This is a genomic window from Micromonospora sp. NPDC005163, from assembly GCF_053599835.1.
Genome location: NZ_JBSFYP010000050.1, coordinates 1 through 24,615, shown reverse-complemented (window position 1 = coordinate 24,615; position 24,615 = coordinate 1). Strand labels below are relative to the sequence as shown.

The 24,615-nt window shown below is 70.6% G+C and carries 23 protein-coding genes; 2 read left to right on the top strand and 21 right to left on the bottom strand.

Annotated features, from left to right (window positions below; genetic code table 11):
• Positions 1–157: 157 nt before the first annotated feature.
• On the top strand, positions 158–565 hold the full coding sequence (locus ACWD6N_RS27345) for a hypothetical protein (protein WP_354967782.1): 408 nt from the start codon (positions 158–160) through the stop codon (positions 563–565).
• Here ACWD6N_RS27345 and ACWD6N_RS27340 read toward each other — a convergent pair.
• The 19 genes from ACWD6N_RS27340 to ACWD6N_RS27250 form a co-directional block, all read right to left on the bottom strand.
• Positions 552–1,334, bottom strand: a complete 783-nt coding sequence (locus ACWD6N_RS27340; protein WP_354967783.1) for an enoyl-CoA hydratase/isomerase family protein — start codon at positions 1,332–1,334, stop codon at positions 552–554. The genes ACWD6N_RS27345 and ACWD6N_RS27340 overlap by 14 nt on opposite strands.
• Positions 1,334–2,596, bottom strand: coding sequence for a TetR family transcriptional regulator (locus tag ACWD6N_RS27335; protein WP_354967784.1), 1,263 nt, complete (start codon positions 2,594–2,596; stop codon positions 1,334–1,336). The genes ACWD6N_RS27340 and ACWD6N_RS27335 overlap by 1 nt, the downstream gene beginning before the upstream one ends.
• 10 nt (positions 2,597–2,606) lie before the next feature.
• Positions 2,607–3,014: a PaaI family thioesterase gene (locus ACWD6N_RS27330; protein WP_354967785.1), complete on the bottom strand. Its 408-nt coding sequence runs from the start codon at positions 3,012–3,014 to the stop codon at positions 2,607–2,609.
• Positions 3,011–4,582 (bottom strand): AMP-binding protein, encoded by a 1,572-nt coding sequence (locus ACWD6N_RS27325; protein WP_354967786.1) that lies wholly within the window; start codon positions 4,580–4,582, stop codon positions 3,011–3,013. Before ACWD6N_RS27325 ends, ACWD6N_RS27330 begins: the two co-directional genes overlap by 4 nt.
• Positions 4,583–4,614: 32 nt before the next feature.
• Positions 4,615–5,589 carry an LLM class flavin-dependent oxidoreductase gene (locus ACWD6N_RS27320; RefSeq protein ID WP_354967787.1) on the bottom strand — a complete coding sequence of 325 codons (975 nt, stop codon included), beginning with the start codon at positions 5,587–5,589 and terminating at the stop codon, positions 4,615–4,617.
• A 2-nt stretch (positions 5,590–5,591) separates the two neighbouring features.
• Positions 5,592–6,395, bottom strand: a complete 804-nt coding sequence (locus tag ACWD6N_RS27315) for an SDR family NAD(P)-dependent oxidoreductase (protein WP_450005255.1) — start codon at positions 6,393–6,395, stop codon at positions 5,592–5,594.
• 11 nt (positions 6,396–6,406) lie between these two features.
• A complete protein-coding gene (locus ACWD6N_RS27310) occupies positions 6,407–8,128 on the bottom strand; it encodes a branched-chain amino acid ABC transporter ATP-binding protein/permease (protein ID WP_354967789.1) in 1,722 nt (573 codons plus the stop codon).
• A gap of 40 nt (positions 8,129–8,168) precedes the next feature.
• Positions 8,169–9,050 carry a branched-chain amino acid ABC transporter permease gene (locus tag ACWD6N_RS27305; RefSeq protein ID WP_354967790.1) on the bottom strand — a complete coding sequence of 294 codons (882 nt, stop codon included), beginning with the start codon at positions 9,048–9,050 and terminating at the stop codon, positions 8,169–8,171.
• Positions 9,051–9,117: 67 nt separating this feature from the next.
• Positions 9,118–10,326 (bottom strand): ABC transporter substrate-binding protein, encoded by a 1,209-nt coding sequence (locus ACWD6N_RS27300; RefSeq protein ID WP_354967791.1) that lies wholly within the window; start codon positions 10,324–10,326, stop codon positions 9,118–9,120.
• 52 nt (positions 10,327–10,378) lie between these two features.
• Positions 10,379–11,128, bottom strand: a complete 750-nt coding sequence (locus ACWD6N_RS27295; RefSeq protein WP_354967792.1) for an ABC transporter ATP-binding protein — start codon at positions 11,126–11,128, stop codon at positions 10,379–10,381.
• A 277-nt stretch (positions 11,129–11,405) separates the two neighbouring features.
• Positions 11,406–12,584 carry an acetyl-CoA hydrolase/transferase C-terminal domain-containing protein gene (locus ACWD6N_RS27290; RefSeq protein ID WP_354967793.1) on the bottom strand — a complete coding sequence of 393 codons (1,179 nt, stop codon included), beginning with the start codon at positions 12,582–12,584 and terminating at the stop codon, positions 11,406–11,408.
• 10 nt (positions 12,585–12,594) lie between these two features.
• The gene (locus ACWD6N_RS27285; protein WP_354967794.1) at positions 12,595–13,332 is read right to left on the bottom strand and encodes an SDR family NAD(P)-dependent oxidoreductase; all 738 of its coding nucleotides are present in this window, start codon (positions 13,330–13,332) and stop codon (positions 12,595–12,597) included.
• Positions 13,325–14,485 (bottom strand): thiolase family protein, encoded by a 1,161-nt coding sequence (locus tag ACWD6N_RS27280; RefSeq protein ID WP_354967795.1) that lies wholly within the window; start codon positions 14,483–14,485, stop codon positions 13,325–13,327. Before ACWD6N_RS27280 ends, ACWD6N_RS27285 begins: the two co-directional genes overlap by 8 nt.
• Positions 14,482–15,639, bottom strand: coding sequence for a Zn-ribbon domain-containing OB-fold protein (locus tag ACWD6N_RS27275; RefSeq protein WP_354967796.1), 1,158 nt, complete (start codon positions 15,637–15,639; stop codon positions 14,482–14,484). The genes ACWD6N_RS27280 and ACWD6N_RS27275 overlap by 4 nt, the downstream gene beginning before the upstream one ends.
• A gap of 2 nt (positions 15,640–15,641) precedes the next feature.
• Positions 15,642–16,700, bottom strand: a complete 1,059-nt coding sequence (locus ACWD6N_RS27270; RefSeq protein WP_354967797.1) for an acyl-CoA dehydrogenase family protein — start codon at positions 16,698–16,700, stop codon at positions 15,642–15,644.
• A complete protein-coding gene (locus tag ACWD6N_RS27265; RefSeq protein ID WP_354967798.1) occupies positions 16,697–17,827 on the bottom strand; it encodes an acyl-CoA dehydrogenase family protein in 1,131 nt (376 codons plus the stop codon). Before ACWD6N_RS27265 ends, ACWD6N_RS27270 begins: the two co-directional genes overlap by 4 nt.
• A complete protein-coding gene (locus ACWD6N_RS27260) occupies positions 17,828–18,577 on the bottom strand; it encodes an enoyl-CoA hydratase-related protein (RefSeq protein ID WP_354967799.1) in 750 nt (249 codons plus the stop codon).
• Complete coding sequence (locus ACWD6N_RS27255) at positions 18,574–20,523, bottom strand: flavin-containing monooxygenase (RefSeq protein WP_450005254.1); 1,950 nt, start codon at positions 20,521–20,523, stop codon at positions 18,574–18,576. The genes ACWD6N_RS27260 and ACWD6N_RS27255 overlap by 4 nt, the downstream gene beginning before the upstream one ends.
• Positions 20,524–20,590: 67 nt before the next feature.
• The gene (locus ACWD6N_RS27250; protein WP_354967801.1) at positions 20,591–20,731 is read right to left on the bottom strand and encodes a hypothetical protein; all 141 of its coding nucleotides are present in this window, start codon (positions 20,729–20,731) and stop codon (positions 20,591–20,593) included.
• A 225-nt stretch (positions 20,732–20,956) separates the two neighbouring features.
• Here ACWD6N_RS27250 and ACWD6N_RS27245 point away from each other — a divergent pair, with 225 nt between their 5' ends.
• Entirely contained in the window at positions 20,957–21,601 is a 645-nt protein-coding gene (locus tag ACWD6N_RS27245; RefSeq protein ID WP_354967812.1) for an IS6 family transposase, read from the top strand.
• Here ACWD6N_RS27245 and ACWD6N_RS27240 read toward each other — a convergent pair.
• Positions 21,562–22,730 (bottom strand): IS3 family transposase gene (locus ACWD6N_RS27240; protein WP_354967802.1). Its coding sequence is split into 2 segments (ribosomal slippage): positions 21,562–22,457 and positions 22,457–22,730, totalling 1,170 coding nucleotides; the frame shifts between segments, so codons are not numbered across the junction. The two genes, ACWD6N_RS27245 and ACWD6N_RS27240, sit on opposite strands and share 40 nt — an antisense overlap.
• Positions 22,731–23,071: 341 nt before the next feature.
• The gene (locus ACWD6N_RS27235; RefSeq protein ID WP_450005253.1) at positions 23,072–24,433 is read right to left on the bottom strand and encodes a hypothetical protein; all 1,362 of its coding nucleotides are present in this window, start codon (positions 24,431–24,433) and stop codon (positions 23,072–23,074) included.
• Positions 24,434–24,615 lie beyond the last annotated feature (182 nt).

Here is a 24,615-nt window from a genome sequence, read left to right as displayed (position 1 = left end):
GGCGACCATAGGCAGCCGCGACGAAGTTCACAACCCTCGGGTCCACAATCTCCCGTGCGAGGAGGCCTGCCCCTGTGGGGCTCGAGAATTGGGTTACATCGGCTGACCTGCGGTTCGGCACATGCTCGCCGCCGGCGTGGCCGACACGATGGCGGCCATGACCGCGTCCCTTCTGTACCTGCTGCTTCGGCAGGTCCTGCAGATGTTGACCCAGATCGTCCGCGATGGCGGGGCCAAGGATGTCGAGATACTTGTACTCCGCCACCAGGTGGCGGTGCTACGCCGAGAGGTGCACCGCCCCGATCTCGAACCGGCCGACGGGGTGGTCCTGGCCGCCTTGTCGCGGCTGCTGCCCCGCCCGCTCTGGGCGGCGTTCTTCGTCACCCCAGCGACCCTGCTCCGCTGGCACCGACAGCTGATCTCGCACTGGACCTACCCGCACGCCCGGCCCGGCCGGCCACCGGTCGACCAGCAAGTGCGGGAGCTGGTGCTGCGACTCGCCGCGGAAACCCGACCTGGGGACACCGCCGGATTCAGCCCCGGTAAACGTGTCAGCCGGCCTTGACGTCCTCCCAGCGGGGTGGGCGGCGCTTCAGGTACGCCCGGACGCCCTCCCGAGCCTCGGCGCTGCCCATCGCGGCCCCGGCCTCCCGGGCCGAGATCGCGCCCCAGGCATCCGCGGGGGCGTCCGCCACCTCCCCGAGCAGCGCGACGGTGCGCCGCAGCGCCACCGGTGAGGTGCCGCCGAGCGACGCGACGATACGGTCCACCTCCGCCGCCAGGTCCGCGTCCTCGACGACCCGGCTGAGCAGCCCGGCGGCGAGAGCCTCCGCGGCGCTCCGCTGACCGCCGGTGAGCAGCCAGTCCCGGGCACGCTTGTCCGGCATCACCCGCAGCGCGTCCACTAGCACGAGCGACGGCACGACCCCGATCGCCAGCTCCGGCAGCAGGAACCGCGCCGAGCTCGCAGCCACCGCCAGGTCGCAGCGGCTGACCAGGGAGACACCGAGCCCGGCCGCGACGCCGTGCACCGCCGCGACCGTCACCTGGGGCAGCGACCCCAGCGCGTCCAGCATCGCGACATGCCCCGCGAACACCGCCTCGCACTCGGCCGGGCCCAGCTCGCCCAGCTCCCGGAACTCCGCGATGTCCCCGCCGGCGCAGAAGCTCGGACCGAGGCCGCGCAGCACGAGCGCGTCCACGTCCTCGTGGCCCGCCATGTCGTCGAAGACTTCCCGCAGCGCCGCGACCATGTGCCGGTCCACCGCGTTGCGGCGGTCCGGCCGCGCCAGGCTCACCCACGCGCAGCGGCCCTCGATCTTCACCTCGACCATCAGCGTGCCTCCCCCGCCAGCAGCCCGTGCAGCAGCAGATCGCTGAGCTGCACGCCGATCGCGTCAGCGGAGAGCCGTCCACCGGGCCGATACCAGCGGTACGTGGAGTTCAGCATGCCGAGGATCGTCAGCGTGTCGACGCGGTCGTCGGTGACCCGCAGCTCCCCCGCCTCCCTGGCCACCCGCAGCAGCTCCTGGATCCCCGCGGTGTAGCGGTCGCGCCGCGCGATCACGGCCGCCTTCGGCTCGGGGTCGAGGTACTTCAGCTCCTCGCTCACCACCGCCATTGAGTGGTGGTAGTTGTGCAGGATCCGGAAGTGCCCCACCACCATCCGGGCGAGCGTCTGCGCGGCCGAGCCGGGCGTGTCGAGCACCGCGCCCTGCATGGCGATGCCCTCCTCCACGACCGCGCTCTGGATCGCGAACAGCACCTCCGCCTTGTGGCCCACGTGATAGAACAGCGCGCCCTTGGTCAGTCCGGCCGCGTCGGCGAGCTCGCGGGTGGCCGTGCCGTGGTAGCCACGGGTGCTGAACAGCTCGGTCGCCGCGTGCATGATCCGAGCCATCGGCTCGTCGGAGTCCGCGGTGGACCCGACCTCGGGCACGCCCTCGACCCAGCTCGCCGGTTCGCCTGCGGTGTCGGCGCCCGGCGGCAGCAGGCCGCGGAGGAACAGATCGCTCACCACGCGGGCAATGGCGTCGGGCCGGGAGTTCCGCCGCGGCCGGTACCAGCGGTACATCTCGGTGAGCGCGCCCAGCACGCCCTGTGCGAGCAGCCTTACGTCCCCGCGCACGAACACGCCAGACTCCATGCCGTCGGTGAGGATGTCCCGCAGCACGGCCTCGTACGTGTCGCGTCCCCGGTAGATCTCCTGCTTCTTATCCTCCGGTAGGTGCTTCCGCTCCTCCATGAAGACGCGGATCTCCTGCGTGTGGTTGGCGACCACGTTGACGTGCGTGCGGAGCATGTGCTCGAAGCGCTCCACCGCTGTGCCCGCCCCGGTGACCTCCTCGAACACGGTCCGGTTCAGGAAACGGTCGTGGATCTCGAAGAGGATCTGCTCCTTGCTCGACATGTACCGGTAGAGCGTGCGCTTGGTGACCCCGGCCGCCTCGGCGATGTCGTCGGTGGTGGCGCCGTGGAACCCGCGCTCGTCGAACAGGCTGGTCGCCGCGTCGAGGATCGCGCGACGGCGCTGCTCCTCCGCGAGGGCACGGCGGGACGTCCGCGGAGCCTGCTCGGTGGCTACCCGTATGTTCATGCTGCTCGTCCTACCACGACGGCCTGACCAAGAATGTCCCCGTACCGACCGCCACGAGCGCTCCCGTGTTCGTCGTCACCTCGGCCCGGGCGGTGGCGACGGACCGTCCCGCCCGGATTACGGTGGCCTCACACTCCAGATCCTCGTCAACGACCGGCCGTAGGTACTGCACGTTGAGGTCGATCGTCGGCGCCGACCGCGGATGGATCAGCGACGAGACCGCCCACGCCATCGCGACATCGATGAGCGTAGCGGTGACCCCGCCCTGGAGCACGCCGAGGTGCTGCCGGTGTACCTCCCGGAACGGCAGGCAGACCACCGCGGAGCCGTCCCCGCAGCGCTTCATCGTCATCCCGAGGTGGGCCGGCAGCAGCCCCGGGGCGAATGCCTCCACCTGCTGCTCCTCCAGCGAGCTCACGTCTGCGCCTCCAGGAACCGCTTCCGCAGCAGGTACCGCTTGATCTTGCCGCTCGCCGTCATCGGGAACACCTCGACCAGCTGGATATGCCGCGGCGCCTTGAACCGGGCCAGGTGTCCGAGCACGAACTCCCGCAGCTCCTCCGGCGACACACTGGTGCCGGGCAGTAGTTGCACGTACGCGACGCCGACCTCCTCCAGCCGCGCGTCCGGCACGCCGACGACCGCGGCCATCGCGACCGCGGGGTGGCGCAGGAGGGCGGTCTCGACCTCGATCGGGTCGACGTTTTCACCGCCGACCTTGTACATATCCTTGATCCGGCCGCCGTACCGCACATACCCGTCCTCGGTCAGCGCCGCCAGGTCCCCGGTGCGGAACCAGCCCTCGTCGTCGAGGACGGCCGCGGTGGCCTCCGGCTTCTTGTAATAGCCGAGCATCACCGGGTGCCCGCGGACCACCAGCTCGCCGCTCTCCCCGGCCGGCAGCGACTCGCCGGCCGGCCCGACGATCTTCACCTCGAACCCGGGCAGCGGGTACCCGACCGTGTCTCCCCGCCGCTCGAACGGGTCCTCGATGCCCGCCAGCGTGGTGATCGAGGTTGTCTCGGTCATCCCGTACACGTTGATGGCGGGGCTGATCTTCTCGGAGACCAGCCGGATCAGGTCGCCGGTGCCCGGCACGAGGCAAAGGCGGACCCGGGACAGGTCCCGGGAGGGGAACGTCGGGTGCTGCAGCTGGTCGTAGTACATGGTGGCGACGCCGTACACAACCGTGGCGCGCTCGCGCTCGATCAGCTCCAGCGTCTGCGCCACGTCGTACGACCGCTGCAGCACGATCCGGCCGCCCGCGTACATGAAGCTGAGCAGGGCCGCGGCGCCGAAGACGTGGAACAGCGGCAGGTACAGCACCAGCGTGTCCTCGGACGAGATCCGCATCCGGTCGGCGGCGTCGCACATGTTCCGGATGACCTTGTGCGAGTGCATCGCGCCCTTGGGGAACCCGGTCGTCCCCGAGGTGTAGAGCATCAGCACCACGTCGTCGGCGTCCACGGTGGACAGCCGTGCGGCAAGGTCGGCCTCAGAGGTCTCATCCGCCCGCGCGAGCAGATCGTCCAGCGGCAGCGCCCCCTCCGGGCAGCCCTCCCCGGCCACGACGACCGTGTGCGCGCTGACCCGGTCGTCCCGGAGCACCGCGAGCGCATCGGCGGCCAGGTCCCGGTCCCGGATCCGGTCCCCGACGACAAGGATCACCGAGTCTGACTGGCCGACGACGTACGCCGCCTCGTCCACGGTGAGACCGGTGTTCACCGGCACGAGCACCGCGCCGATGCGGGCCGCCGCAAGGTAGAAGCAGACCCATTCCAGCCGGTTGCCCATCCAGATCGAGACGCGGTCGCCGGAGGAGATGTCGAGCGCCATCAGGGCCCGGCCGTAGCGGTCCGCTTCCGCGGAAAGCTCGCGGTACGTCAGCCGCCGCCAACCGTCCACACAGGCCTCGCGGTCGCCGGACCGCTCGATCGCCCGCTTCAGCAGAGCGCCGATCGTTACCCCGGCCATGTCCTGGGTCATCACACCTCCCATAGAGTCCGGCGCGCTCGCGCTCACCGCGAGCACCGCGCGATCACGTCGCCGTAGGCCGCGATGCTCGCGAGCACGTCGGAGTGCTGGAGCCCCGGCCACTGCATCCGCAGGCCGAGGAACGACGTGTTCACCTCGGCGCGGTACCGCTCGACCTGCTCGACGCACCGATCGACGTCCCCGAGCACGAACGAGTCCCGGGCCATCTCGTCGAACGAGCCGACCTCGTGACCCCACCGGGCGTACGCCGCGTACTTGGTCTCCAGCGCCGGCCGGGCGATCCGCACGGCGTCGTCGTAGCTCGCCGCGCAGTACGCCTCGCGCAGGATCGGGAACTGCTTGTCCTCCGCGCGCACGCCCTCGGGCAGCGCGTCCCGATACCACTGCTGGCGCTCGACGATCGTGCCGATCGGCAACTCGGGCGACACCAACCACTCGTCTCCGATGCGCGCGGCCTGGGCGACGCCCTTCGGTCCGGTGGCCCCGATCCAGAACGGAGTGGCCTCCCGGTTCGCGGGCAGCAGCCGGAGCCGGGCCTCGTTCAGCTCGACGCCGTTGCCGCTGTACGTGACCGGCTTGCCGCTCCACAGCTGTCGAAGCAGCTTCACGGTCTCGGCGAGCCGACCGGCCCGCACCTTCCGCGGTACGCCGAGCGCCTGGAACTCCTCCTCGCGGTACCCGGCCCCGGCCCCGACGATCAGCCTGCCGCCGCAGAGCACGTCCAGCGTGGCGAGCTCCTCGGCCAGCAGCACCGGCGGGTACATCGGTGCCAGCAGCACTGCGGTGCCAAGGGACATCCCCTCGGCCTCCGCGGCGACCCGGGAGAGGAACGGGATCGGCTGGAGGAACTGGAAGTCCGCGAGGAAGTGCTGGGTCACCCAGATCGAGCCGAACCCGGCCTCCCGCGCGGCCCGCACCTGCTCCAGCGCCTGGCCGAGCTGGGCCTGCGGGTCCTCGCCCTCCAGGAACTGGCCGGCCAGCAGATACCCGAACTTCATTGCTACTCCTCTCGCTGCGGGACACGCAGCGTGGCGGGCCCCCCGGTCGTGCGCTCGATCGCGCCGAGCACACCCTGCATCTGGCCCGCGGCGGTGAAGCCGCCGTCGACCGCGATCTCCGCGCCGTTGATGTAGCTCGACCCGTCGGAGCACAGGAACGCGACCAGCGCCGCCACCTCCTCCGCCCGCCCGCCCCGACCCAGTGGGGTGAGGCTGGCGAACGCGTCGAGCATCGCCTGGGGCGCGTCGCCGAGCATCGGCGTCTCAATCAGTCCCGGGTGGACGGAGTTGACCCGGATGCGGGACGGGCCGAGCTCCAGCGCGCCGACCTTGGTCAGCCCACGCAGCGCCCACTTGCTCGCCGAGTACGCGGAGGCGGAGTATGCCGTCAGCCCGGCGATCGAGCTGACGTTGACGATCGACCCGCCACCCGCACGTCGCATCGACGGGACGCAGGCGCGCATCCCCAGCAGCGGGCCGGTGAGGTTGACATCGAGGACGTGGTTCCAGTCGCCGAGGTCGATCTCCATCAGCCCGACGCGGTGGCTCACGCCGGCATTGTTCACCAGCGCGCGCACCGGGCCGAACGTCCGCTCGGCGAGCTCCACGGTGCGCGCCCAGTCCGCCTCGGACGTGACGTCGAGGTGGGCGTAGATTACCTGGTCCCCCAACTCGTCCGCGAGATCCTCGCCCACTGCGTCGAGTACGTCGGTGAGCACGACCGCCACGCCCTGCCCGGCGAGCAGACGCGCCTCGGCGGCCCCCTGCCCCCGGGCGGCGCCAGTGACGATCACGGTTCCGTCCACTCTGGTTCCTCTCATGTTCCGAAGTACATCGCGGCAAGCTCGCGGTCGCCGGTGATCTCCGCGGTCGGGCCCTCTCTGACGAGCTTTCCGTCGGCGAGGAACACGACCCAGGAGCAGACGCTGCGGATCACGTCGAGGCTGTGCTCGACGAGGCAGATCGTGGCGCCCTGCGCGACGGTGTCCCGCAGCAGCGCGAGGATGCGTTCCCGCCCGGCGGCGTCCAACCCAGACATGGGCTCGTCCAACAGGTAGCAGTCGGCCTTCGTGGCGAGTAGCCGCCCCATCATGAGCAACTTCTGCTCGGCGTACGACATGTCGCCGGCGTTTGTGTCGGCGTGGTGGGCGATGCCGAGGTACTCCAGCATCTCGTCGGCCCGGGCCAGGCGCTCCCGCTCGGGTCCGTGCTTGCCGCCGAGCACCACGCCCGGGGTGAGCAGCCGCTCGTCGCTTTTCGGGGTGAGCGCAAGGAGCAGGTTTTCCCGCGCCGTCATGCCGCCGAACAGCCGCATCTCCTGGAACGACCGGACAATTCCGCCCCGCGCCCTGGCGTCCAATGGGGACCGGGTGATGTCGCGTTCGCCGAAGTACACGCGGCCGGTGTTCGGGTCCAGCAGCCCGGAGAGCAGGTTGAACAGCGTGGTCTTGCCGGCGCCGTTCGGACCGACCAGGCCGGTGATGCTGCCCGGCCGCAGCGTCAGCGTGACGTCGTCGACCGCGGTGAGGCCGCCGAACGAGATCGACACACCCTCGCACCGCAGTGCGTCGCCGCCAGAACGCCCGTCGACCGGGGAGGCGGCCTCGGGGAGCAGGATCGACTCCTCCTCCCGCTGCCTCGAGACCACACTCGCCGCCGGAGTGGACGCGGCCTCCCGGCGCCGCCGGCCCGCGATGCCCTGCGGCCGGAACAGCAGGAACGCGAGCAGCAGCAGCGAGAACGCGAAGCCCTTCACCGCGCCGACGAGCGTGTCCGGCAGGTCGAGGTAGGTGAGCGCCTCGGGGATCAGCAGCACGACCGCGGCGCCCACGAACGGCCCCCACCACACCGCGAGCCCACCGATGATCGTCAGCGACAGGACCTCGATTGAGCGGTCGAGGCCGAAGTCGGCGGTGCTGATGTACCGCACCTGGACGGCGAACAGCGCGCCTGCCATCCCTGCCAGCGCCGAGGAGAGCGCGAACGCCTTGATCTTCGCGGCGGGAGTGGCCTTGCCGAGCGAGCGGGCCGCCAACTCGTCCTCCCGCAACGCCTTGAGCGAGCGGCCGAACGGCGAGCGCACCACGCCCCGTAGGAGGGCCGCGACCAGCAGGCAGAAGACGACGGCGAGGGTGGCAACCTCCTCGGGCGTGATCAGCACCGCCCCGAGGAGATCCGGCCTCGGGATGCCGATCAGGCCGCCCGCTCCGCCGGTCAGCTCGGAATTGCGGATGATCTCGATGGCCCCGACCTGGAAGGCCAGCGTGAGGATCACCAGGTACACGTCGGTGACCCGTCTGGCGGCGATGCCGAGCATCATGCTGATCAGCGCGCACAACGCGCAGGCGGCCAGCAGCGCGGGCAGGAATCCCCAGCCCGCATCGCGCATCAGCAGGCCGGTGGTGTACGCGCCGAGGCCGAAGAAGGCGCCGTGTGCGATCGAGAACAGCCCGGCGTTCCCCATCAGCAGGTTGAACGACATCCCGAGGATGATGAAGATCGCCAGCAGCGCGATCAGGTTGCTCAGATAGAAAGCCATGCTGACGCGGCCCCTTCTGTGGCGACGGCGGCGGCCGCGGTCATGCCGACCGCAGCGTGTTGCGGGTCAGGCCGTTCGGCCGGATCACGACGAACAGGAACAGGACCGCGAACAGGACGAACTCGGCCCAGTGCGTCGGGAGCTGGTAGACGGCTAGGCTCTCGACGAGCCCGATCAGGACGCCGCCCAGCAGCGCGCCCGGCATGCTGCCGACGCCGCCGATGACCAGCGCGATGACCGCCTTCACCAGCAGGTCGAAGCCCATGGACGGGGTGACGGGGTTCTGCACGGCGAGCAGCACCGCGGGCAGCCCCGCGACCACCGAGCCGGCCAGGAACACCCACACGTACGTGTGCTGGAGCCGGATGCCGAGGGTCTCCGCGCGGTGCGGGTTGTCCCCGACGGCGCGGAACGACAGCCCGACCGCGGTCCTGGTCTGGAGCAGGTACAGGCCGGCGAACGCCGTGAGGCTCGCCGCGATCACCAGCAGGTCGAACGTGCGAATCAGCAGCGGCCCGAACGAGGCGTTCCACGACATGAAGTCCGAGGGCGGTGTGGGCTTGGGGTCGGTGCCGAAGAGCAGCACCAGCAGGTTCTGGCCAAGGGTCAGCACCGCGAGCGAGGCGACGAGGAAGACCATCTCCCCCGCCCGGCGGCGCCGCAGCGGGCGGTAGATGCCGAGCTCGATCAGCACACCGATCGCCCCGGCCGCCGCCAGGGTGATCACCGCCGCGAGCAGCGGGTGGACGCCGTGGCCCTGGAACAGCCACCAGAACGTGTACGCGGAGCCGACGAGCGTGAACCCGTGGGCGAAGTGCAGCACGCCGGTCGTCGAGATGATCAGGCTCATGCCGTACGCGAACAGGCCGTAGAGCAGCCCGATGATCGCGCCGTTCTTGGCGAGCTGGAGGAGCAGGTCCATGGTCGTCCCTCGGTTCAGGGGGTCCCGCCGCCCCGCCCCTGGGGTGGGGCGGCGGGAGATGGGTCGGCTAGGGCTCGATGGTCGCGACGGCCTTGTCCTTGGCCGGGTTGTCCGCGGTCGCCGCGATCTGCTTGAGGATCACCGGCTTGCGGACGGTGCCCGTGTCAGTGAACTCGGTCGACTTCTGCAGCGGCAGCGGGAAGCTGTCGGTGTCGCCGATAGCCTTGAGGATGTTCTCCCCGGTCACCGGCTTGTTGGCGGCGCGCAGGCCCTTGACCAGCTCGGCGAAGAAGAACGCGCTGTCGTACATGTAGACGTCGTAGGAGAGGCCGGCCGGTTCGCGGTTCTTCTCCTTCTTGAACCGTTCGACCAGTGCCGCGATCTTCGGGTCCTCCGCCGAGGTGTTCGCCAGCGTCGTGTAGACCAGCCCGTCCATCGACGAGCCGGCCGCGGTGCGCACCGCCACGGCCTCGCCGAGCCCCGCGTAAGTGGTGAGGGGAATCGTCGAACCCTGCTCGCGCAGCGCCTTGAAGATGACCGGCGCCTCACCGAGCAGCGCGTGGATGTGGATGGTGTCCGGCTTCGCGGCGAGCACCTTCGCGACCTGCGCCGAGGCGTCGACCGCGTCCTGCCGGATCGACTCGACCGCGACGACCTCGCCGCCGGCTTTCTCGAACGACTTCTTGTAGACCTCCGTCGCGCCCTGCCCCGTCGCGTTGTCGACGTGGATGATTGCGGCCCGCTTCTTCTTCTGCGTCTCGGCCATGTACGTGCTGACCGCGGCGACGTCGTTGGAGGCGAGCGGGAAGAAGTTGCGCAGGTTCTCGCCGGCGCCCTCCAGCTCGGGGCTGTTCGCGCCGCTGTTAATCAGCGCGACGCCGACGTCCTTCGCGGCCGGCACCATCGCCTTGACGACCGCGCTCCACGCCGTGAACACGACCGGCGCCTGCTCGACCGAGGTGAGCTTGTTGAACGCCCTGAGGCCGACGTCGGCGGTGCCGGCGGTGTCCTCGGTGACGAGCTCGATCTGGAAACCGTCCGCCTTGTACTGCTTGTTCGCGTCCTCGACGCCGTACTTCACGAACGTGACGAAGTCCTGCCCCAGCGCCGCTTGACTGCCGGACAGCGCCATCGCGACGCCCATCTTGTACGTCGTCACGCCGTCCTTGGTCACGGAGGCGTCGCCGCCCTGGGCGGCCCCTCCACATGCCGAGGTACCCAGTGCGGCCACCGCCGCTATCGCGACCAGCCGCCGCCGACCTGCTCCGAACTTCACGGCTTCTCCTCTCAAGGTGGGCCGGGCGCAACCAGGCCCGGGTGGTGCGCGTTCAGAAGAGCTCTGCCCAGTCCCTCGTCTCCAGCTGCGCCGGAGTCCCCGCGAAGACGAGGGCGCCCAGCTTCAGGACGTACGCCCGGTCGGCGACGCCCAGCACCCGCTTGATGTCCTGCTCGACGACCAGGACGCTGGTGCCGAGTTCCCGGTTCACCGTGCGCACCGCGGCGAGCACCTCGTCGACGAGCACCGGGGCGAGGCCCGTGGACGGCTCGTCGAGGAGCATCAGCCGTGGCTGGGTCATCAGCGCCATCGAGATCGCGAGCATCTGGCGCTGCCCGCCGGAGAGCGATCCGGCGCGGTCCTTCGGGCGATGCTTGAGGATCCCGAAGAGGTCGAAGACGAACGCCTTCGTCTCGGCCAGCGTGCTCGCCGAGGCGCCGCGCTTGCCGCCGGTGGCGGCGGCGAGCGTGAGATTCTCCTCGATCGTCAGCGAGGGGAACACCCCCTGGCCCTGCGGCACGAGACTCATGCCCGCGACCGCGGTGGCCGAGGGCGGCCGGCCGGTGAAGTCCCCGCCGTCCAGGGCCACCCGGCCACCGGCGGGCTTGACCTGGCCGGTGACCGAGCGCAGCAGGGTCGTCTTGCCGGCCCCGTTGTGCCCCAGCAGGGCCACCAGCTCGGCCTCGCCGACCGTGAGCCCGACGCCCCGCAGGACGGTGTGCTTGGCGTAGCCGGCGGTCAGGTCCGCGACCGCCAGCACCGCCGGTCGGCCCGGGCCGTCCGGTGCGTCATCGGTCCGCACCTGGGCTCCCCTCGTACTGGATGTCACGTGGCTACTCCTCTTTGGAGACCTGTAACGAGCATCACATTGATACTGACCGGACGGTATACACAAGGGCCCCGGCGGGTCAAGAACCTCGGGATATCGAAACTCGGGTGGGACGGTCGGAACCTGCACCTGCCCAAGGGCGCGGATCAGCACCGGTCCGGACGGGCAGGCAGGGCGAAGTCTGCGCCCGGGCAGCGTCCCGCGGCCCCGGGCGGCGACGCCCCCGCTCATCCCAGTTCGTCCCGGAGCCTCAACACTCCCACAGGCGCCGCAGCGCGGCCGTGCGCTCGGCGTCGGTGCGGCCGCGCAGGTCCACCGACCCGTGCTCGGTGACGACCACGTCGACGTCCGAGCGGGCGGTGGAGGTGGGCGCGGACAGCCGGTCGACGAGTGTGCGGTGCCCACCGCGCCGGGTGGGCAGCGCGACCACGCTCAGACCCCGGATCGCCCGGGCCGCAGCGACGGCGTAGTCCGGGTGGCCGCCCACCCCGGCCACCACGTCCCCGCCGAAGCCCTCGACGTTGACCTGGCCGACCAGGTCCAGTTCGAGCGCGGTGTTCACGGCGACCAGCGGCTGCCGGGACAGCCGGGTGAGGTCGTGGGTGTGCTCCAGCCGCGCGGTGATCGCCCGCCCGTCGGCCCAGCGGTACGCCGCCGCCGTCCCGGCGACGTAGGTGGCGAGCGGAACGCCCTCCAGCAGGCCCCGCCGGTCCAGATCCAGCACCGCGTCGCCGACGATCCCGGAGTCAATGCGCACCGGGACGTCCAGCGCCCGCAGCGTGGCGTCGCCGATCGTGCCCGGGCCAAACTGGACCGCCGAGCCGGGCCGCACCAGCGCGGCGACATGCCGGCCCGCCGCGTCGGACACGTCGTCGACCCGGGGCCGTAGCAGCTCCAGCGGCGGCCGCTCCACCTCGCTCACGATCGTCACCCGGCCGGCGGGCAGCGCGGGCTCGCGGCTGGCGGCCGGGAGCGCGTGGTTCACCTCCGCGAGCACGTGCGCGCCGGCGTCGACCGCGGCGCGCATCCAGGCGACCTCGCTGCCGAAGCCCAACCCGCCCGGCGTGGGCCGCAGCCCGGCCAGCAGCACGTCCGGCCGCCACGCCGAGGCGAACAACGCCGGGACCGCGCTGAGCCGGACCGGCAGGTACCGCACACCGCCGCCGAACGCCCGCCGCAGCGCGTACCCGCCGAGCAGCGTCCGCACCTCCGGGAACGCTACCGGGTCCTCAGGCACCGGCAGGGTGAACGACCAGCCGAGCAGCAGCCGCACCCCGCCGACCTGCCGGGCGGCGTACGCCAGCGGGCGGCCCAGTCCGACCGGAGCCCCGGCCCCGTCCGCGATCGCCACCCGGCAGCCCGGGGTCAGAAACTCTGCGATCCGCGCCGCGACCCGCGCCTCGTCCGGGGTCAGCTCCGCCGGAACCATGCCTTCCACGTCAGCTGGCCATGTAGGTGCCACCGTCGACGCAGAGGACCTGGCCGGTGACGTACCGGGACGTGGCCCCGGCGAGAAACACGAACGCCTCCGCCACCTCGTCCGGCTCACCCCATCGCCGCAGCGGGATGCGCTCCAGGTAGCGCGCGGCGAACCGCTCGTCCGTCCGGATCTTCTCGGTCATCGGAGTGGCCGCGGCGGGCGACACCGCGTTGACCCGGATCCCGGCCTTGCCGAGCTCCCGGGCGGCGGACTTCGTCATCGCCACAATCGCGCCCTTGGCGGCGGCGTAGTTGATCTGCCCGATCGTGCCGTCCAGCCCAGCGGACGAGGTGACGTTGATGATCGAGCCCCCGGCGCCCATCCGCCGGGCCGCCTCCCGCAGGCCGAGGAATGTACCGCGGGCGTGCACGCGCAGCACCAGGTCGAAGTCGTCCGCCGACATCGACGGCAGCATCGCCGGACGGGTGATGCCGGCGTTGTTCACCCAGACGGCGAGCGGGCCGAGCTTTCGTTCGACGCGGTCCGCGGCCTCCGTGACGGCGGCCTCGTCCCCGACGTCGACCGCGAGCGCGAGAGCGCGGTCACCCAGCTCCGCGGCGGCGCGCGCGACGCCGTCGCCGTCCCGGTCCAGCAGCGCCACCCGGGCGCCCTGCTCAGCGAGCGCGAACGCCACCGCGCGGCCGATGCCCTGCGCCGCGCCCGTAACGACCGCGACCTTGCCGTTCAGCTCATGCATCGGGACCCTCCAGGATCGTCACGGCGGAGACCGCGGTCGGGCCGCCCACGTTGTGGGCGAGGGCCCAGCGCGCGCCGTCCACCTGGTTGATTGCCTCGCCACGCAGCTGCTCGAACAGCTCGGTGCACTGCGCGAGGCCGGTGGCGCCCGGCGGGTGCCCCTTGGACTTCAGCCCGCCACTGGGATTGACCGGCAGCCGCCCGCCGAGGGTGGTCGCGCCCTTCTCCAGCAACCGCGGGGCCTCGCCGCGGCCGCAGAACCCGAGCTCCTCGTACGTCATCATCTCGACGCCGGTGAAGCAGTCGTGCACCTCGGCGACGTCGATGCGCTCGGACCCGATGCCCGCCATCGCGTACGCCTGCTTCGCCGCCTTCGCCGTGGCCGGGAATCGTGCGAGGTTCGCCTTCTCGGCGTGCAGCACCCGGTCCATTCCGGTGCCGACCCCACGGACCCAGACCGGCCGGTCGGTATAGCGGTCCACCACGTCCCGGCCGGCGAGCAGGACTGCGGCCGCGCCGTCGCTCTGCGGCACACAGTCGAGCAGCCCGAACGGCTCCACCACCATCGGCGCCGACAGCACCTGCTCGATCGTCACCTCGTACCGCAGGTGGGCGTAGGGATTGTTGGCGCCGTTGTGGTGGTTCTTCACCGCGACCATCGCGAGGTGCTCGCGGGTGGCGCCGAACTCGTGCATGTACCGGGCGACGTGCAGCCCGAAGCTGGCCGGCGAGATCAGCGCCAGCGGCAGGTCCCAGGCCGTGTCCCGGTTGGTGCTCATCCAGTCCCAGAACGTGGAGCTGGCCGAGGTGTCCCGGATCTTGTCGGTGCCCAGCACGAGCGCGACGTCAACGTACCCGCCGCCGACCGCGTAGAGCGCGTTGCGCAGGGCGTCGTTGCCACTGGCGCAGGCGTTCTCCACCCGGGTCACCGGTATGTCGTCGAGGCCACAGCTGTCCGCGAGCAGCCCGGCCGGGAACCCGTCGACGCTCTGCACCTCGCTGAACCACGCGGCACCGATCTCGTCCGGCCGCATGCCCTTGTCCACGGAAGAGAGCGTCGCGTCGAACGCGCGGGCGACCATGTCCTTGATGCCCTGGTCGAACAGCTCGCCGAACGGGATCATCCCCGCCCCGACGATGGCCACATCTCTCACGGCTGCTCCTCGGGTTGGAAGGCGTATCCGTAGTCGGGCACTCCGGCGCGGACGGCGACGCAGCGCAGCACCAGCGCGCCCGGGTCCCCGATCCGCGCGCTGCCGGCCTCGGCGTCGGTGACGTGCGCGAGCGTCCGCAGCGAGGTGCCCGCGAGGCCCACGACCGCGAGCGAGTACGGCCCGTGCTTGCCGGGCACCGTGGCGTGGATCGTGACGATCGAGTAGACCTCCCCGCTCCGGGGCAGGGCGACGAGGTCCTGGGTGTCCATTCCGCCGCAGTGGAGACAGCGGGTCCGCGGCGGGAGGCTGCGCTCGCCGCAGTCCCGGCACTCCCCCGCTTTGAGGCCGACCTTGGCCTCCAGCGCCCGCTCGTAGGAGGCGAGCGAGGCGGGGATCTCGGCCGGGGTGCGGGGCGCCCAGGTCTCCGGGGCGGTGTGCGGGGTACGGGCGGTCACCGTGCAAGGGGCGTCGCCGGTGACCCGGGCGGAGACGCTGTGCCCGTTCTCGACCGCGACCAGGAGTCCGGGCCCCCGGGCCAGCGCGAAGATCGGGGCAGCTGCCTCCTGTGCGTCGGGCACCCCGTGCGCTCCCTCGGCGAGCTTGCGAACGTCGCGGTCGGGGAGCCCGGCGACGACGGTCGCCTCTCCCGCGCCGGGCAGCGCCCGCCGCCAGCCCCGCTCCCGCAGCAGCCGCGGGTCGTCGTACACCCGGTCGGTGGCATCGCCGGTGGCCCGGGTGCGGACCGGGACGCTGTGGCGGACCGTGTCCGCCCGCTCCAGCGACAGCCCGCCCGGGCCGGTGAGCGCCGCCCCCGCGGCCGCCGGGGCCGCCGGGTCCACGCCGATCACCAGCGTCCCCGGCGCGGCGGACAGCAGGGCGTCCAGCGTGGACGGCGCGCCGCCGAGCCGCTCCTCCACCGGGGTGGCCGGGTCGAGGCCGAGGGCCTGGAGCACGATCTCCGGGAACGTGCCCAGGGTCGCGTCCGGGCGGCGGGTCACGAGCACGACCCGCGCCACCGCGACCAGTGCCTCCCCGCCCAGCCCCGTGGCCGCGGCGACCGCGAGCGTGGTGACGTCCTCGTCCGGGCCGAGCATCCGGCGGCCCCGGGCGTCGGCCCAAGCGGGCCGGTACACCGACAGTGCGGTGATCTCCATCGTCACACCCCCGCCCGGACAACGGTGGGCCAGAAACCCGCGGCCCCGCGCTCGGCCAGGATCCGGCCCAGTTCCTCCTGGAGCGTGCCCTCGGCGTCGCCATCGTCCCGCCAGGCCCAGAGCCGCCGGGTGAAGTGCTGCAACTGGTGCTCCCTCGTGAAGCCGAGCGCGCCGTGGAGTTGGTGCGCGATCGCGGTCGCCGCGGTGGCCGAGCGCGCCGCCCGGACGCGGGCGGCGAGCACGGCCGGTGCGGCGTCGGTGGAACCTGCCGCCACTGCGAGCACCGCCGCGTCCGCTGCCGCACCGGCCACGGCCACCTCGCCGGCGAGGACGGCGACCTTCTGCTTGACCAGCTGGAACGAGGAGATCGGCTTGCCGAACTGCACCCGTTCCCCGACGTACCGCCGGGTCAGCTGCAGCACCCGGTCGAGCGCCCCGGCGAGCATCACCGTGGTTGCCAGCGCCTGGCGCAGCCGGAGCTCGCCGAGGAGTTCGGTGGTGACCGGGCGCACCCGCTCGTCGGGGAGGCCGAGGCCGTGGAACCGCAGCGTGTCGGACGGCTCGCCGGCCGGGCTGGTCCCGGGCGTGGCGGCGGCCCCGACGACTTCCGCGAGCGCCAGCCCCTCATCTGTCGAGGCGAGGACCAGCACGCTGGCCGCGCACCCTCCCCACGGCACCCCGCGGGCCTCGCCGTGCAGCGTCCAGCCACCGTCGGCGCGTACCGCCGTCACGTCGGCCTTCCCGGCGACGGCCGCCGGGCCGGGCCGTTGCGCGAGCCCGGCCGCGTCCCGCAGCCACGGGGCGACGAGCAGCGTCGGCGCGATCGGCACCGGGGCGGCGAAGCTCGCGCAGAGCCGCGCGACGACCGCCGCGTCGGCCACGTCGCCGCCGGAGCCGCCCGCCTCCTCGGGGATGCCGATGCCGGTCAACCCTGCGCGGTCGAGGTGCCGCCACAACCCCTCGTCCCAGCCGCCGTCGGCGGCGGCGACCCGATCTGGCCCACAGTGGTCTGTCAGCAGGTCGGTGACAGCACCGGCCAGCAGCTCACGTTCGTCGCTCACAGCCCCAGCCCTCTCGCCACGATGACCCCGAGAATCTCGGTGGTGCCGCCCCGGAGCGTGAAACCCGGGCTGTGCAGCACGGCATGCGTCAGCAGTGCCGCCGCCCGGCTGTCCCGGTCCACGTTCCCGGCCAGCGCGACGCGGACCGCGTCGACGACCTCCTGCTCGAAGCGGGTGCCGACGTCCTTCACCAGCGCCGCCTCGACCTCGACGGAGGCGCCCCGGTCCAGCGCCCCGGCGACCCGCAGGGACAACTGCCGGATCGACCACATCTGCGCGAAGAGCCCGCCGAGGGTGGCCAGCGTGCGGGTGTCCCGTGCGGCCTCGGCGTACCTCGCCAGCTCGACCAGGAGCTGCGCGGTGCTGAGGAATCGCTCGGGGCCGCTGCGCTCGTTCGCCAACTCCGAGGTGACCTGCTTCCAGCCGTCGCCCTCCGTGCCGAGCAGCATCTCGCCGGGGACGTACACGTTGTCGAGCACGACCTCGTTGAAGTGGTGCTCCCCGGTCAGCAGCTCGATCGGACGGATCTGCACGCCCGGCGCGGACAGGTCCACCACGAACTGGGTGAGCCCGCCGTGCCGGTCCGGGCCGGTCCGGCAGAGCGCGATCATGTAGTGGCAATGGTGCGCGCCGCTGGTCCACACCTTGGTGCCGTCGAGCCGCCAGCCCTCGCCGTCCGGGGTTGCTCTCGTGCGCACCGAGGCGAGGTCGGAGCCGCTGTCCGGTTCGGACATCCCGATCGCGAAGTAGCACTCGCCCCGGGCGATCGCGGGCACCAACGTCTGGCGCTGCTTCTCGGTGCCGAACCGCAGGAGCGACGGGCCGGACTGCCGGTCCGCCACCCAGTGCGCGGCGACGGGCGCGCCGGCCGCGAGCAGCTCCTCGATGACGACGAACCGCTCCAGCGCCGAGCGCTCATGTCCGCCGTACCGCTTGGGCCAGGTCATCCCGAGCCAGCCGCGCTCCCCCAGCCGGCGACTGAACTCCGCGTCGAAGCTGGACAGCCAGGTGTCGACGCCGGGCACGAACGCCCCGGACGCGCGCTGCTCGGTCAGGAACTCCCGCACCTCGGCGCGGAGTGCCTCCGCGGACTTCGGCAGCACCGCGGGCGGGAGGGTGAGGGCCACTCAGGCCTCCCCGAGTGGGCCGCGCCGGAACGACCACATCTGCGCGGGGTGCTCGACCTGCACGCCGACGTCCCAGCCGACGCCGGGCGGGCCAGCCTGGAGACGGAACGAGCGGGCCGCCGCCCGGGCCAACGCCGGGTCCTTGGCCACCGTGGACGCCAGCCGGATCGCCTCGGCCTCCACCTGGTCCGCAGGACTGGACGCGAACGCGAGACCGCGCTGCACCGCCTCCCGGCCGGTGAGCGCTGCCCCGAACAGCCCGATCCCCGCCGCCACCTCGCGCCCCGCCGTCCGACTCAGCAGGGTGAAGTGCCCGCCGCCGGGGTGTGCGCCCAGCGGCAGGAAGCCGGACGCCAGCCGCACATCGTCGGCCACCACGCGCAGATCCGTGGCCAGCATCAGGTTCATCCCGGCGCCGACCGCGGGCCCACGGACGGCCGCGATCGTCGGCGCCGCGAGCCGCCCGACCCGGGTGAACGCGGCGTAGATCCGGGTCAGCGTCCGATACGCCCCGTCGGCGGCAGGATCCTTCGCTACCGCGGCGAGCACGTCGCGGTGCGCCCCGGCGCAGAAGGCTTTGCCCTGCGCCTGCACCACCACCGCGCCGACCCGCTCGTCGGCGTCCAGCGCGTCGCAGGCGGCCACCATCTCGTCGGCCATCTCCGCGGTCAGCGCGTTGCGGCGGTCCGGCGCGTTCAGGGTCAGCGTCGCGACCCCGTCTGGGCGTACCTCGATGAGTACCTCGCTCACGACGCTCCCTCCACGTGGAACTCCTCCAGGCGCGCCCTGCGCGTCATCTGCCAGTAGTCGACGACCCGCCAGGGCGAGTTCGTGACGATCCGGCCCCGCGCGTTGCGGTACCAGGTGTCCATCCCGGTGTGGGTCCAGATCATCCGGCCGTGCGCGGCGTCTACCCGGGCGTTGTACGCGTCGTGGACGTCCAGACGGCACTCCACGGCGGCCAGTCCGCCGGAGACCATCGCCTGGATGATCTCCATGATGTAGCGGACGCCGCACTCGGTCAGGAAGATCAGGCTGCCGCCGTGGCCGAGGTTCGTGTTCGGCCCATACAGGCAGAAGAAGTTCGGGAAGTCCGGGATGGCGAGCCCGAGGTACGCGTGGGCGTCGTCGTCGCCCCAGGTCTCGCGCAGGGTCCGGCCGGACCGCCCGCGGATCTCCATCGGCGCGAGCATCTTGCGGCTGTCGAATCCGGTCGCGAACACGATCACGTCCGCCTCGTGCTCCGCACCGTCCGCAGTGATCAGACCGTGTGGGCGGATTTCCGCGACGGACTCGGTCACCAGCTCAACATGGTCCTGCGTGATCGCCTCGAACCAGCCGTTGTCGATCAGCATCCGCTTGCCGAACGGCGGGTAGTCGGGCAGTACCTTGGGGATGAGCTCGCTGCGGTCCCCCAGCTTGCCGAGCATGTAGTCGGTGAAGAAGCGGCGGTGCCCGTCGTTGACCGCGTTCACCGAGCGCTCGGGGTGTGGCCAGTCCGGATCCACCTGCAGCGAGGCGTGCACTTTGTCGTTGAAGGCCCACGCCAGGCGGAACCGGTACCAGGCCGCGTAGAGCGGCACTTCCTTCATGAGGAGTTTGATGCCGTCGGTGACCTCGCGGCGGTAGTTCTCGCTGGGTGCCGTCCACTGCGGCGAGCGCTGGAACACGGTCAGCTGAGCGACCTCGTCCACGATCGCCGGGACGAGCTGCATCGCGCTGGCGCCGGTGCCCACCACCGCGACCCGTTTGCCCCGCACGTCCACCTCTGACGGCCACTGGGCGGAGTGGAACGCCGGCCCCGCAAAGGTGTCCCGCCCTGGGATGTTCGGCACGGAGGGCCGGTTGAGCTGCCCCACTGCGCTGATTACCACGTTGGCGACGACTTCGCGCTCGGTGCCGTCGGGGCCGCGCAGCATGACGGTCCACGTGTGCGTCACGGCGTCGTAGCGCGCGGAGCGCACCTCGGTGCGGAGCTGGATCCGGTGCCGTACGCCGAACTCGGTGGCGCACCGCTCCAGGTAGTCGTGCAGGTCCTGGCGCTTGGAGTAGTAGTGCGGCCACTCCTGCTGCGCGAATGAGTACGAGTACAGGTGGCTCGGCGTGTCCACCCCGCAACCCGGATACCGGTTGTCGAGCCAGGTACCGCCGACGGCGTCGTTCTTCTCGATCACCGTGTACGGGATGCCGGCCTGCTCCAGCTTGAAGGCCGTGCACAGGCCGGAGACCCCGGCACCGATCACCAGGACGTGGAAGCGGCTCAGCGCCTCGGGGTCCGGCGACGTGTCCCAGGTGACGTCGCGCGCGCGGAAGCCCATCTCCTCGGCCATCATCGGCGCGTACTCCGGCGGGACCGGCTCGCCAACGCAGACGCTCATCATCTCGACGAACAGTTCCTCCGGCGGCAGACCCATCGGGGTCAGCTCGCCGGCGCGCCATCGCCGGATGGCGTCAAACGCCTCGCCGCGGATCAGCTCCTGGACCTCCGGCGGCAGCCCGCCGGTGTCGTTGTCGCTCATCCCCTTGGTGCGCTGGGGCCGGTACGGGTCCGCCAGCCAATGACGGTCGCCGGTGAGCTGCACGAGGACCATCAGCAGCGTCGGGATGTTCGCCTCCGCGAGGGCCTCACGCAGCGCCGCAACCGTGCTCGCGTCCTCCTCGACGGCGATCGGGTACGTGGCCGAGCTTTCGATCACATCGTCCCCCAAGTTCCGCGGGCCACCGTAGCCGGGTGTGCGCGGACGGCCGGAATCGGTTCCTTCGCTATTTGTATACTCTCCGGTCAGTATCCGCAAGGAGTTCGGAGATGCGGCCGACGAGCAGCTCGGCAAGCTCGGCACGGGGCTGGGCCAAGTGCCGGTTCAGCAGCTCGGCGCCGTCGGCGCGTTGCAGCAGGTCAAACACCGCCAGGGTGAGCCCGGTGCTCCACCGGCCCGACGTTCGACTGCAGCCCCCGCCCTCAGCCGTCCGCCCGCACGCTCACCCGCAGTTCGGCACAAGCCGACCTGACAGCCCTGCTGGAACGCGTCAACGGCGTGCTACGGGGGTAGAGCGGCTCCGTTGCGTTGAGCGTTGGCAAGATCGAGGCAGGCTGGAGCAGTGACGTCATCGACCCGACCCGACCCGTGGCTGCCTCCGAAGTCGGCGTTCGCCGGGTTCCGGTTCCCGCCGGAGGTGATCGTGGTCGCGGCACGCTGGTATCTGCGCTACTGCTTGTCCTACCGGGATGTTGAAGAACTGCTGGTCGAAAGTGGCGTGGAGGTCGATCACGTCACCGTGTACCGCTGGGTGCAGCGGTTCACCCCACTGCTGGCCGACGCCGCCCGCTTCTGCCGCCACTCACCAGGCGACAGGTGGCACGTTGATGAGACGTACGTCAAAGTCAACGGGGTGTGGCGGTACGTGTACCGGGCGGTCGACGAGAACGGGCAGGTCATCGACGTGCTGGTCTCGGCCCGCCGGGACGCCGACGCGGCCCGGCGGTTCTTCCGCCAGGCGCTGTCGACGTTGAAGGTGACACCCAGCGAGGTGGTCACCGACGCCGCGCCGGTCTACCCCAGCGTGCTCGACGAGCTGATCCCGTCCGCGTGGCACCACGTCGAGCAGTACGCCAACAATCCGATCGAGGCTGATCACAGCCAGCTCAAACACCGATTGAGACCGATGCGCGGGCTACGGACCGACGAGACAGCACAGGTGATCATCGCTGAACCGCCCCGAGTCTGGTGGAGTCCTCAGACTGTGACCAGCTCCGGCTGGTCGGGCTGTTGGTGAGCGTAGAACATCGATTCGTGTTCGGCGGGTGGGCGGTGTCCGATCGCGGAGTGCAGGCGGTGGTGGTTGTACCAGTCGACCCATTCCGCGGTGGCCAGCTCGACCTGGGCGAGGCTGCGCCGCGGCCGCCGCGGTTTGATCAGTTCGGTCTTGTACAGGCCGATCGTGGATTCCATGAGGGCGTTGTCGAGGGCGTCACCGACGATGCCGATGGAGGCGTCGACGCCGGCGGCGACGAGGTGGGTGGTGAACCGGAACGACGTATATTGGCTGCCCCTGTCCGAGTGCACGATCGTGCCGGTCGGGTCCCGGAGTCGGGCCGCGTTGGACAACGCCGCGACGGCCAGGGATGCCTTCATCCGCGAGTCGATGGAGTAGCCGACGATCCGGCCGGAGTACACGTCCTTGATCGCGCACAGGTACAGCTTGCCCTCGGCGGTGGGGTGCTCGGTGATGTCGGTTAGCCACACCCGGTCCGGGGCATCGGCGGTGAAGCGGCGTTGCACCAGGTCGTCGTGCACCGGCGGCCCGGCCCGCCGGGTCAGCCCCTTCTTCTTGGCGAACACCGACCAGATGCGCTGCACCTTGCCGAGCCTAGCCACCCGATTGGCGCCGGCGGTGATGCCGTGGGCGGGTAGTTCATCGGCGATGAACCGGTACCCGAACGCCGGGTCGTCGTGGTGGATGTGAAGGGCGGCGTTGATCAGATACGCGTCGTTGAGGTCCCGTCGGGTGACCGGGTTGGCGCGCCACGTGTAGTAGGCCTGCTTGCTGAAGCCCAGCACCCGACAGGTCACCGCGACGGGAATCCCGTCCGCGGCCAGGTCACCGACCAGCGGGTACATCATTTTGGGGCGATCTCCTTGGCGAAGAACGCCGCCGCTCGACGCAGGATCTCGTTCTCCTGCTCCAGCAGCTTGTTACGCCTGCGCAGCTCCCGCAGCTCAGCGGACTCACTGCCGGTGGTCCCGGGACGGACCCCTTCATCAATGTCGGCGAGCTTGAGCCAGCGGTGCAGACACGACTCGGAGATCCCGAAGTCCTTCGCGATCTGCGACAGGGGCGCCTCGCCCTTACGGGCGACCGCGACCACGTCACGGCGGAACTCCGGCGGGAACGCTTTCGGCATGACAGACATCCTTCCAGCGAGGAACGCATCCCCACAGGTCAGGAGTCAACCGAACCGGGGGCAGTCCCGGCTCAGCGAATCCGTCGCAGTCGGCGTCCTCGCCGTGGTCACCCCTCTGGCTAGGCTCTGGCGCGCCGGTCGCACAAGACGTGACGACCAGCCTTTCAGAGACTCCGGCGCGGTCACGAACCGGGGACGCAGCAACAAGGTGATCACCAGTTGTCACCGCTGGTCAACCATTGACACGGGTTTTCGAGGGTAAATGGGGGAAGGATCTCGGACGGCGCATCGCCCGCCGCCCGGGGGCTCACGCAGGTCGGCGCCGGACTGTGATGGGTAGATCATCGGACCCGCGTAGACGGCTGCGCCGATGGCGCAGCGTGCCGTAGCGTTCTGGCTTTATTCGATGCCCCTTCGGCGATGGCGACCGTGATCAGTTCGTCTGCGTCGAATAGAGGCTCCAGCCAGCTTCGGATCTCGTCGCTTGTGGTGCCGCACGAGCCGATCCAGCCGTCCCGGAAGAGTTGCGTGAAGTCGGTGTTGTTCAGGTGCCGTTGAGTTGGCCATCGGTCGTCGTCCCACGTGACGCGCAGATTGTCGCCACCTTTGGTCGTGTCGGCCGCAGATTCGTGCATGAGGTCGACGAGATCCAGTGGAAGATAGAGGCCCTTCATTAGCTCTGTCGACTGGCCGTCGTAGTCACTGGGGCGGACGATCTTGAGGTAGTGCGGTTGAGCGCTGAGCCGGTATTGCCCGACCGTGCCGGGTTGTTTCCCTGGATCAAGTGCGCGCATGCTGCGAAGTTGAGTCGCCAGTTGGGGATCGCCGCGGTAGGTCCATCCGCCATCGGGATCCTGCTTCATACGTTTGTACTGCACAAGGATGCCGCAATGTCGCTCGGCATGGTAGTAGATGAGGTCACTGCCTCTGGTGGTTTCCAGGTCGCGCTTGTTCGTGTTGAGGACAGTGAGCCTTTCGCCGCCACGAAGGCGGATCAGCATGCCCCGGGCGTTCCTGCGTGCGCGCCGTCCTAGAATGCCATCGAAGCGTTCCATGTCGCGATCGATAAGTGTGTCCTCGTCGTTGTAGCTGAGCCGCGCTGTCTCCAGCAAGGTGCGGCGCGTGTCCAGTTCGTCGGGCGGAGTCATTAGCGCGCGGCCTGGCTGGCCAAGGCGACGACCGAGACCGGATATCTCGGCGATGAGCCCGAGGGTGTCCTTTTCTTCGGCGAGTAAGGTTCGCCGTGCCTCGGTGATCCGCCTGGTACCGATGGGGTAGCCGCTCGCTTGTTCGATCAGGCCGGCTGCGTCACTCGTCAGCTCGCTCAATACACGAACAACGGCGGTAGAGCTTCCCTCGGGCAGAGCGCTCCTCGCGGTGTGCGCCGGGGCCACATGTGGCTTGATCTGGGGCGACACACGATCCAGCACAGCTTCAAGCGGAACCGGGCGCCGGAGTAACGAGATGCCGGAGACTTCGTACCGTCGGGCGAAGCTGGTTACTCGCACGCTACGGCGAAACGATCCGATCGCGATCGCTTCAACGGATGACGGCTCTGATGAGGACCGCGAGCAGATGACCGCGACGGCATACCTCGGCAGGTCATTGTCGATCGGGGCGCTGTCGGTGTAGCTATCGCGTACGAGCGTGTCGTTGAAGGCGATGCGGTGTCTCGGCTGATGATCGATGAAGATCGCCGGCATTTGGCTACTCCTTTCGCATCACTGTTCGCGCCCTACCGGCCACCGGCCCACAAGAACGTCGCGATGATGCAGGTCGGTCGAGCGTAGTGAGGTGATCTCAGCAAGGTTCGGCGGCCGAGTGGGGATGACACGGGCGTAACGTCCATACCGGACGGTGTTGGATATGGACGTGGAGCCATCGA

Bases quoted from the DNA above. Each gene is read 5' to 3' on its own strand.
- ACWD6N_RS27345 (WP_354967782.1), top strand. From the start codon at position 158: ATGACCGCGTCCCTTCTGTACCTGCTGCTTCGGCAGGTCCTGCAGATG.
- ACWD6N_RS27340 (WP_354967783.1), bottom strand. From the start codon at position 1,334: ATGGTCGAGGTGAAGATCGAGGGCCGCTGCGCGTGGGTGAGCCTGGCG.
- ACWD6N_RS27335 (WP_354967784.1), bottom strand. From the start codon at position 2,596: ATGAACATACGGGTAGCCACCGAGCAGGCTCCGCGGACGTCCCGCCGT.
- ACWD6N_RS27325 (WP_354967786.1), bottom strand. From the start codon at position 4,582: ATGACCCAGGACATGGCCGGGGTAACGATCGGCGCTCTGCTGAAGCGG.
- ACWD6N_RS27320 (WP_354967787.1), bottom strand. From the start codon at position 5,589: ATGAAGTTCGGGTATCTGCTGGCCGGCCAGTTCCTGGAGGGCGAGGAC.
- ACWD6N_RS27310 (WP_354967789.1), bottom strand. From the start codon at position 8,128: ATGGCTTTCTATCTGAGCAACCTGATCGCGCTGCTGGCGATCTTCATC.
- ACWD6N_RS27305 (WP_354967790.1), bottom strand. From the start codon at position 9,050: ATGGACCTGCTCCTCCAGCTCGCCAAGAACGGCGCGATCATCGGGCTG.
- ACWD6N_RS27290 (WP_354967793.1), bottom strand. From the start codon at position 12,584: ATGGTTCCGGCGGAGCTGACCCCGGACGAGGCGCGGGTCGCGGCGCGG.
- ACWD6N_RS27285 (WP_354967794.1), bottom strand. From the start codon at position 13,332: ATGCATGAGCTGAACGGCAAGGTCGCGGTCGTTACGGGCGCGGCGCAG.
- ACWD6N_RS27275 (WP_354967796.1), bottom strand. From the start codon at position 15,639: ATGGAGATCACCGCACTGTCGGTGTACCGGCCCGCTTGGGCCGACGCC.
- ACWD6N_RS27235 (WP_450005253.1), bottom strand. From the start codon at position 24,433: ATGCCGGCGATCTTCATCGATCATCAGCCGAGACACCGCATCGCCTTC.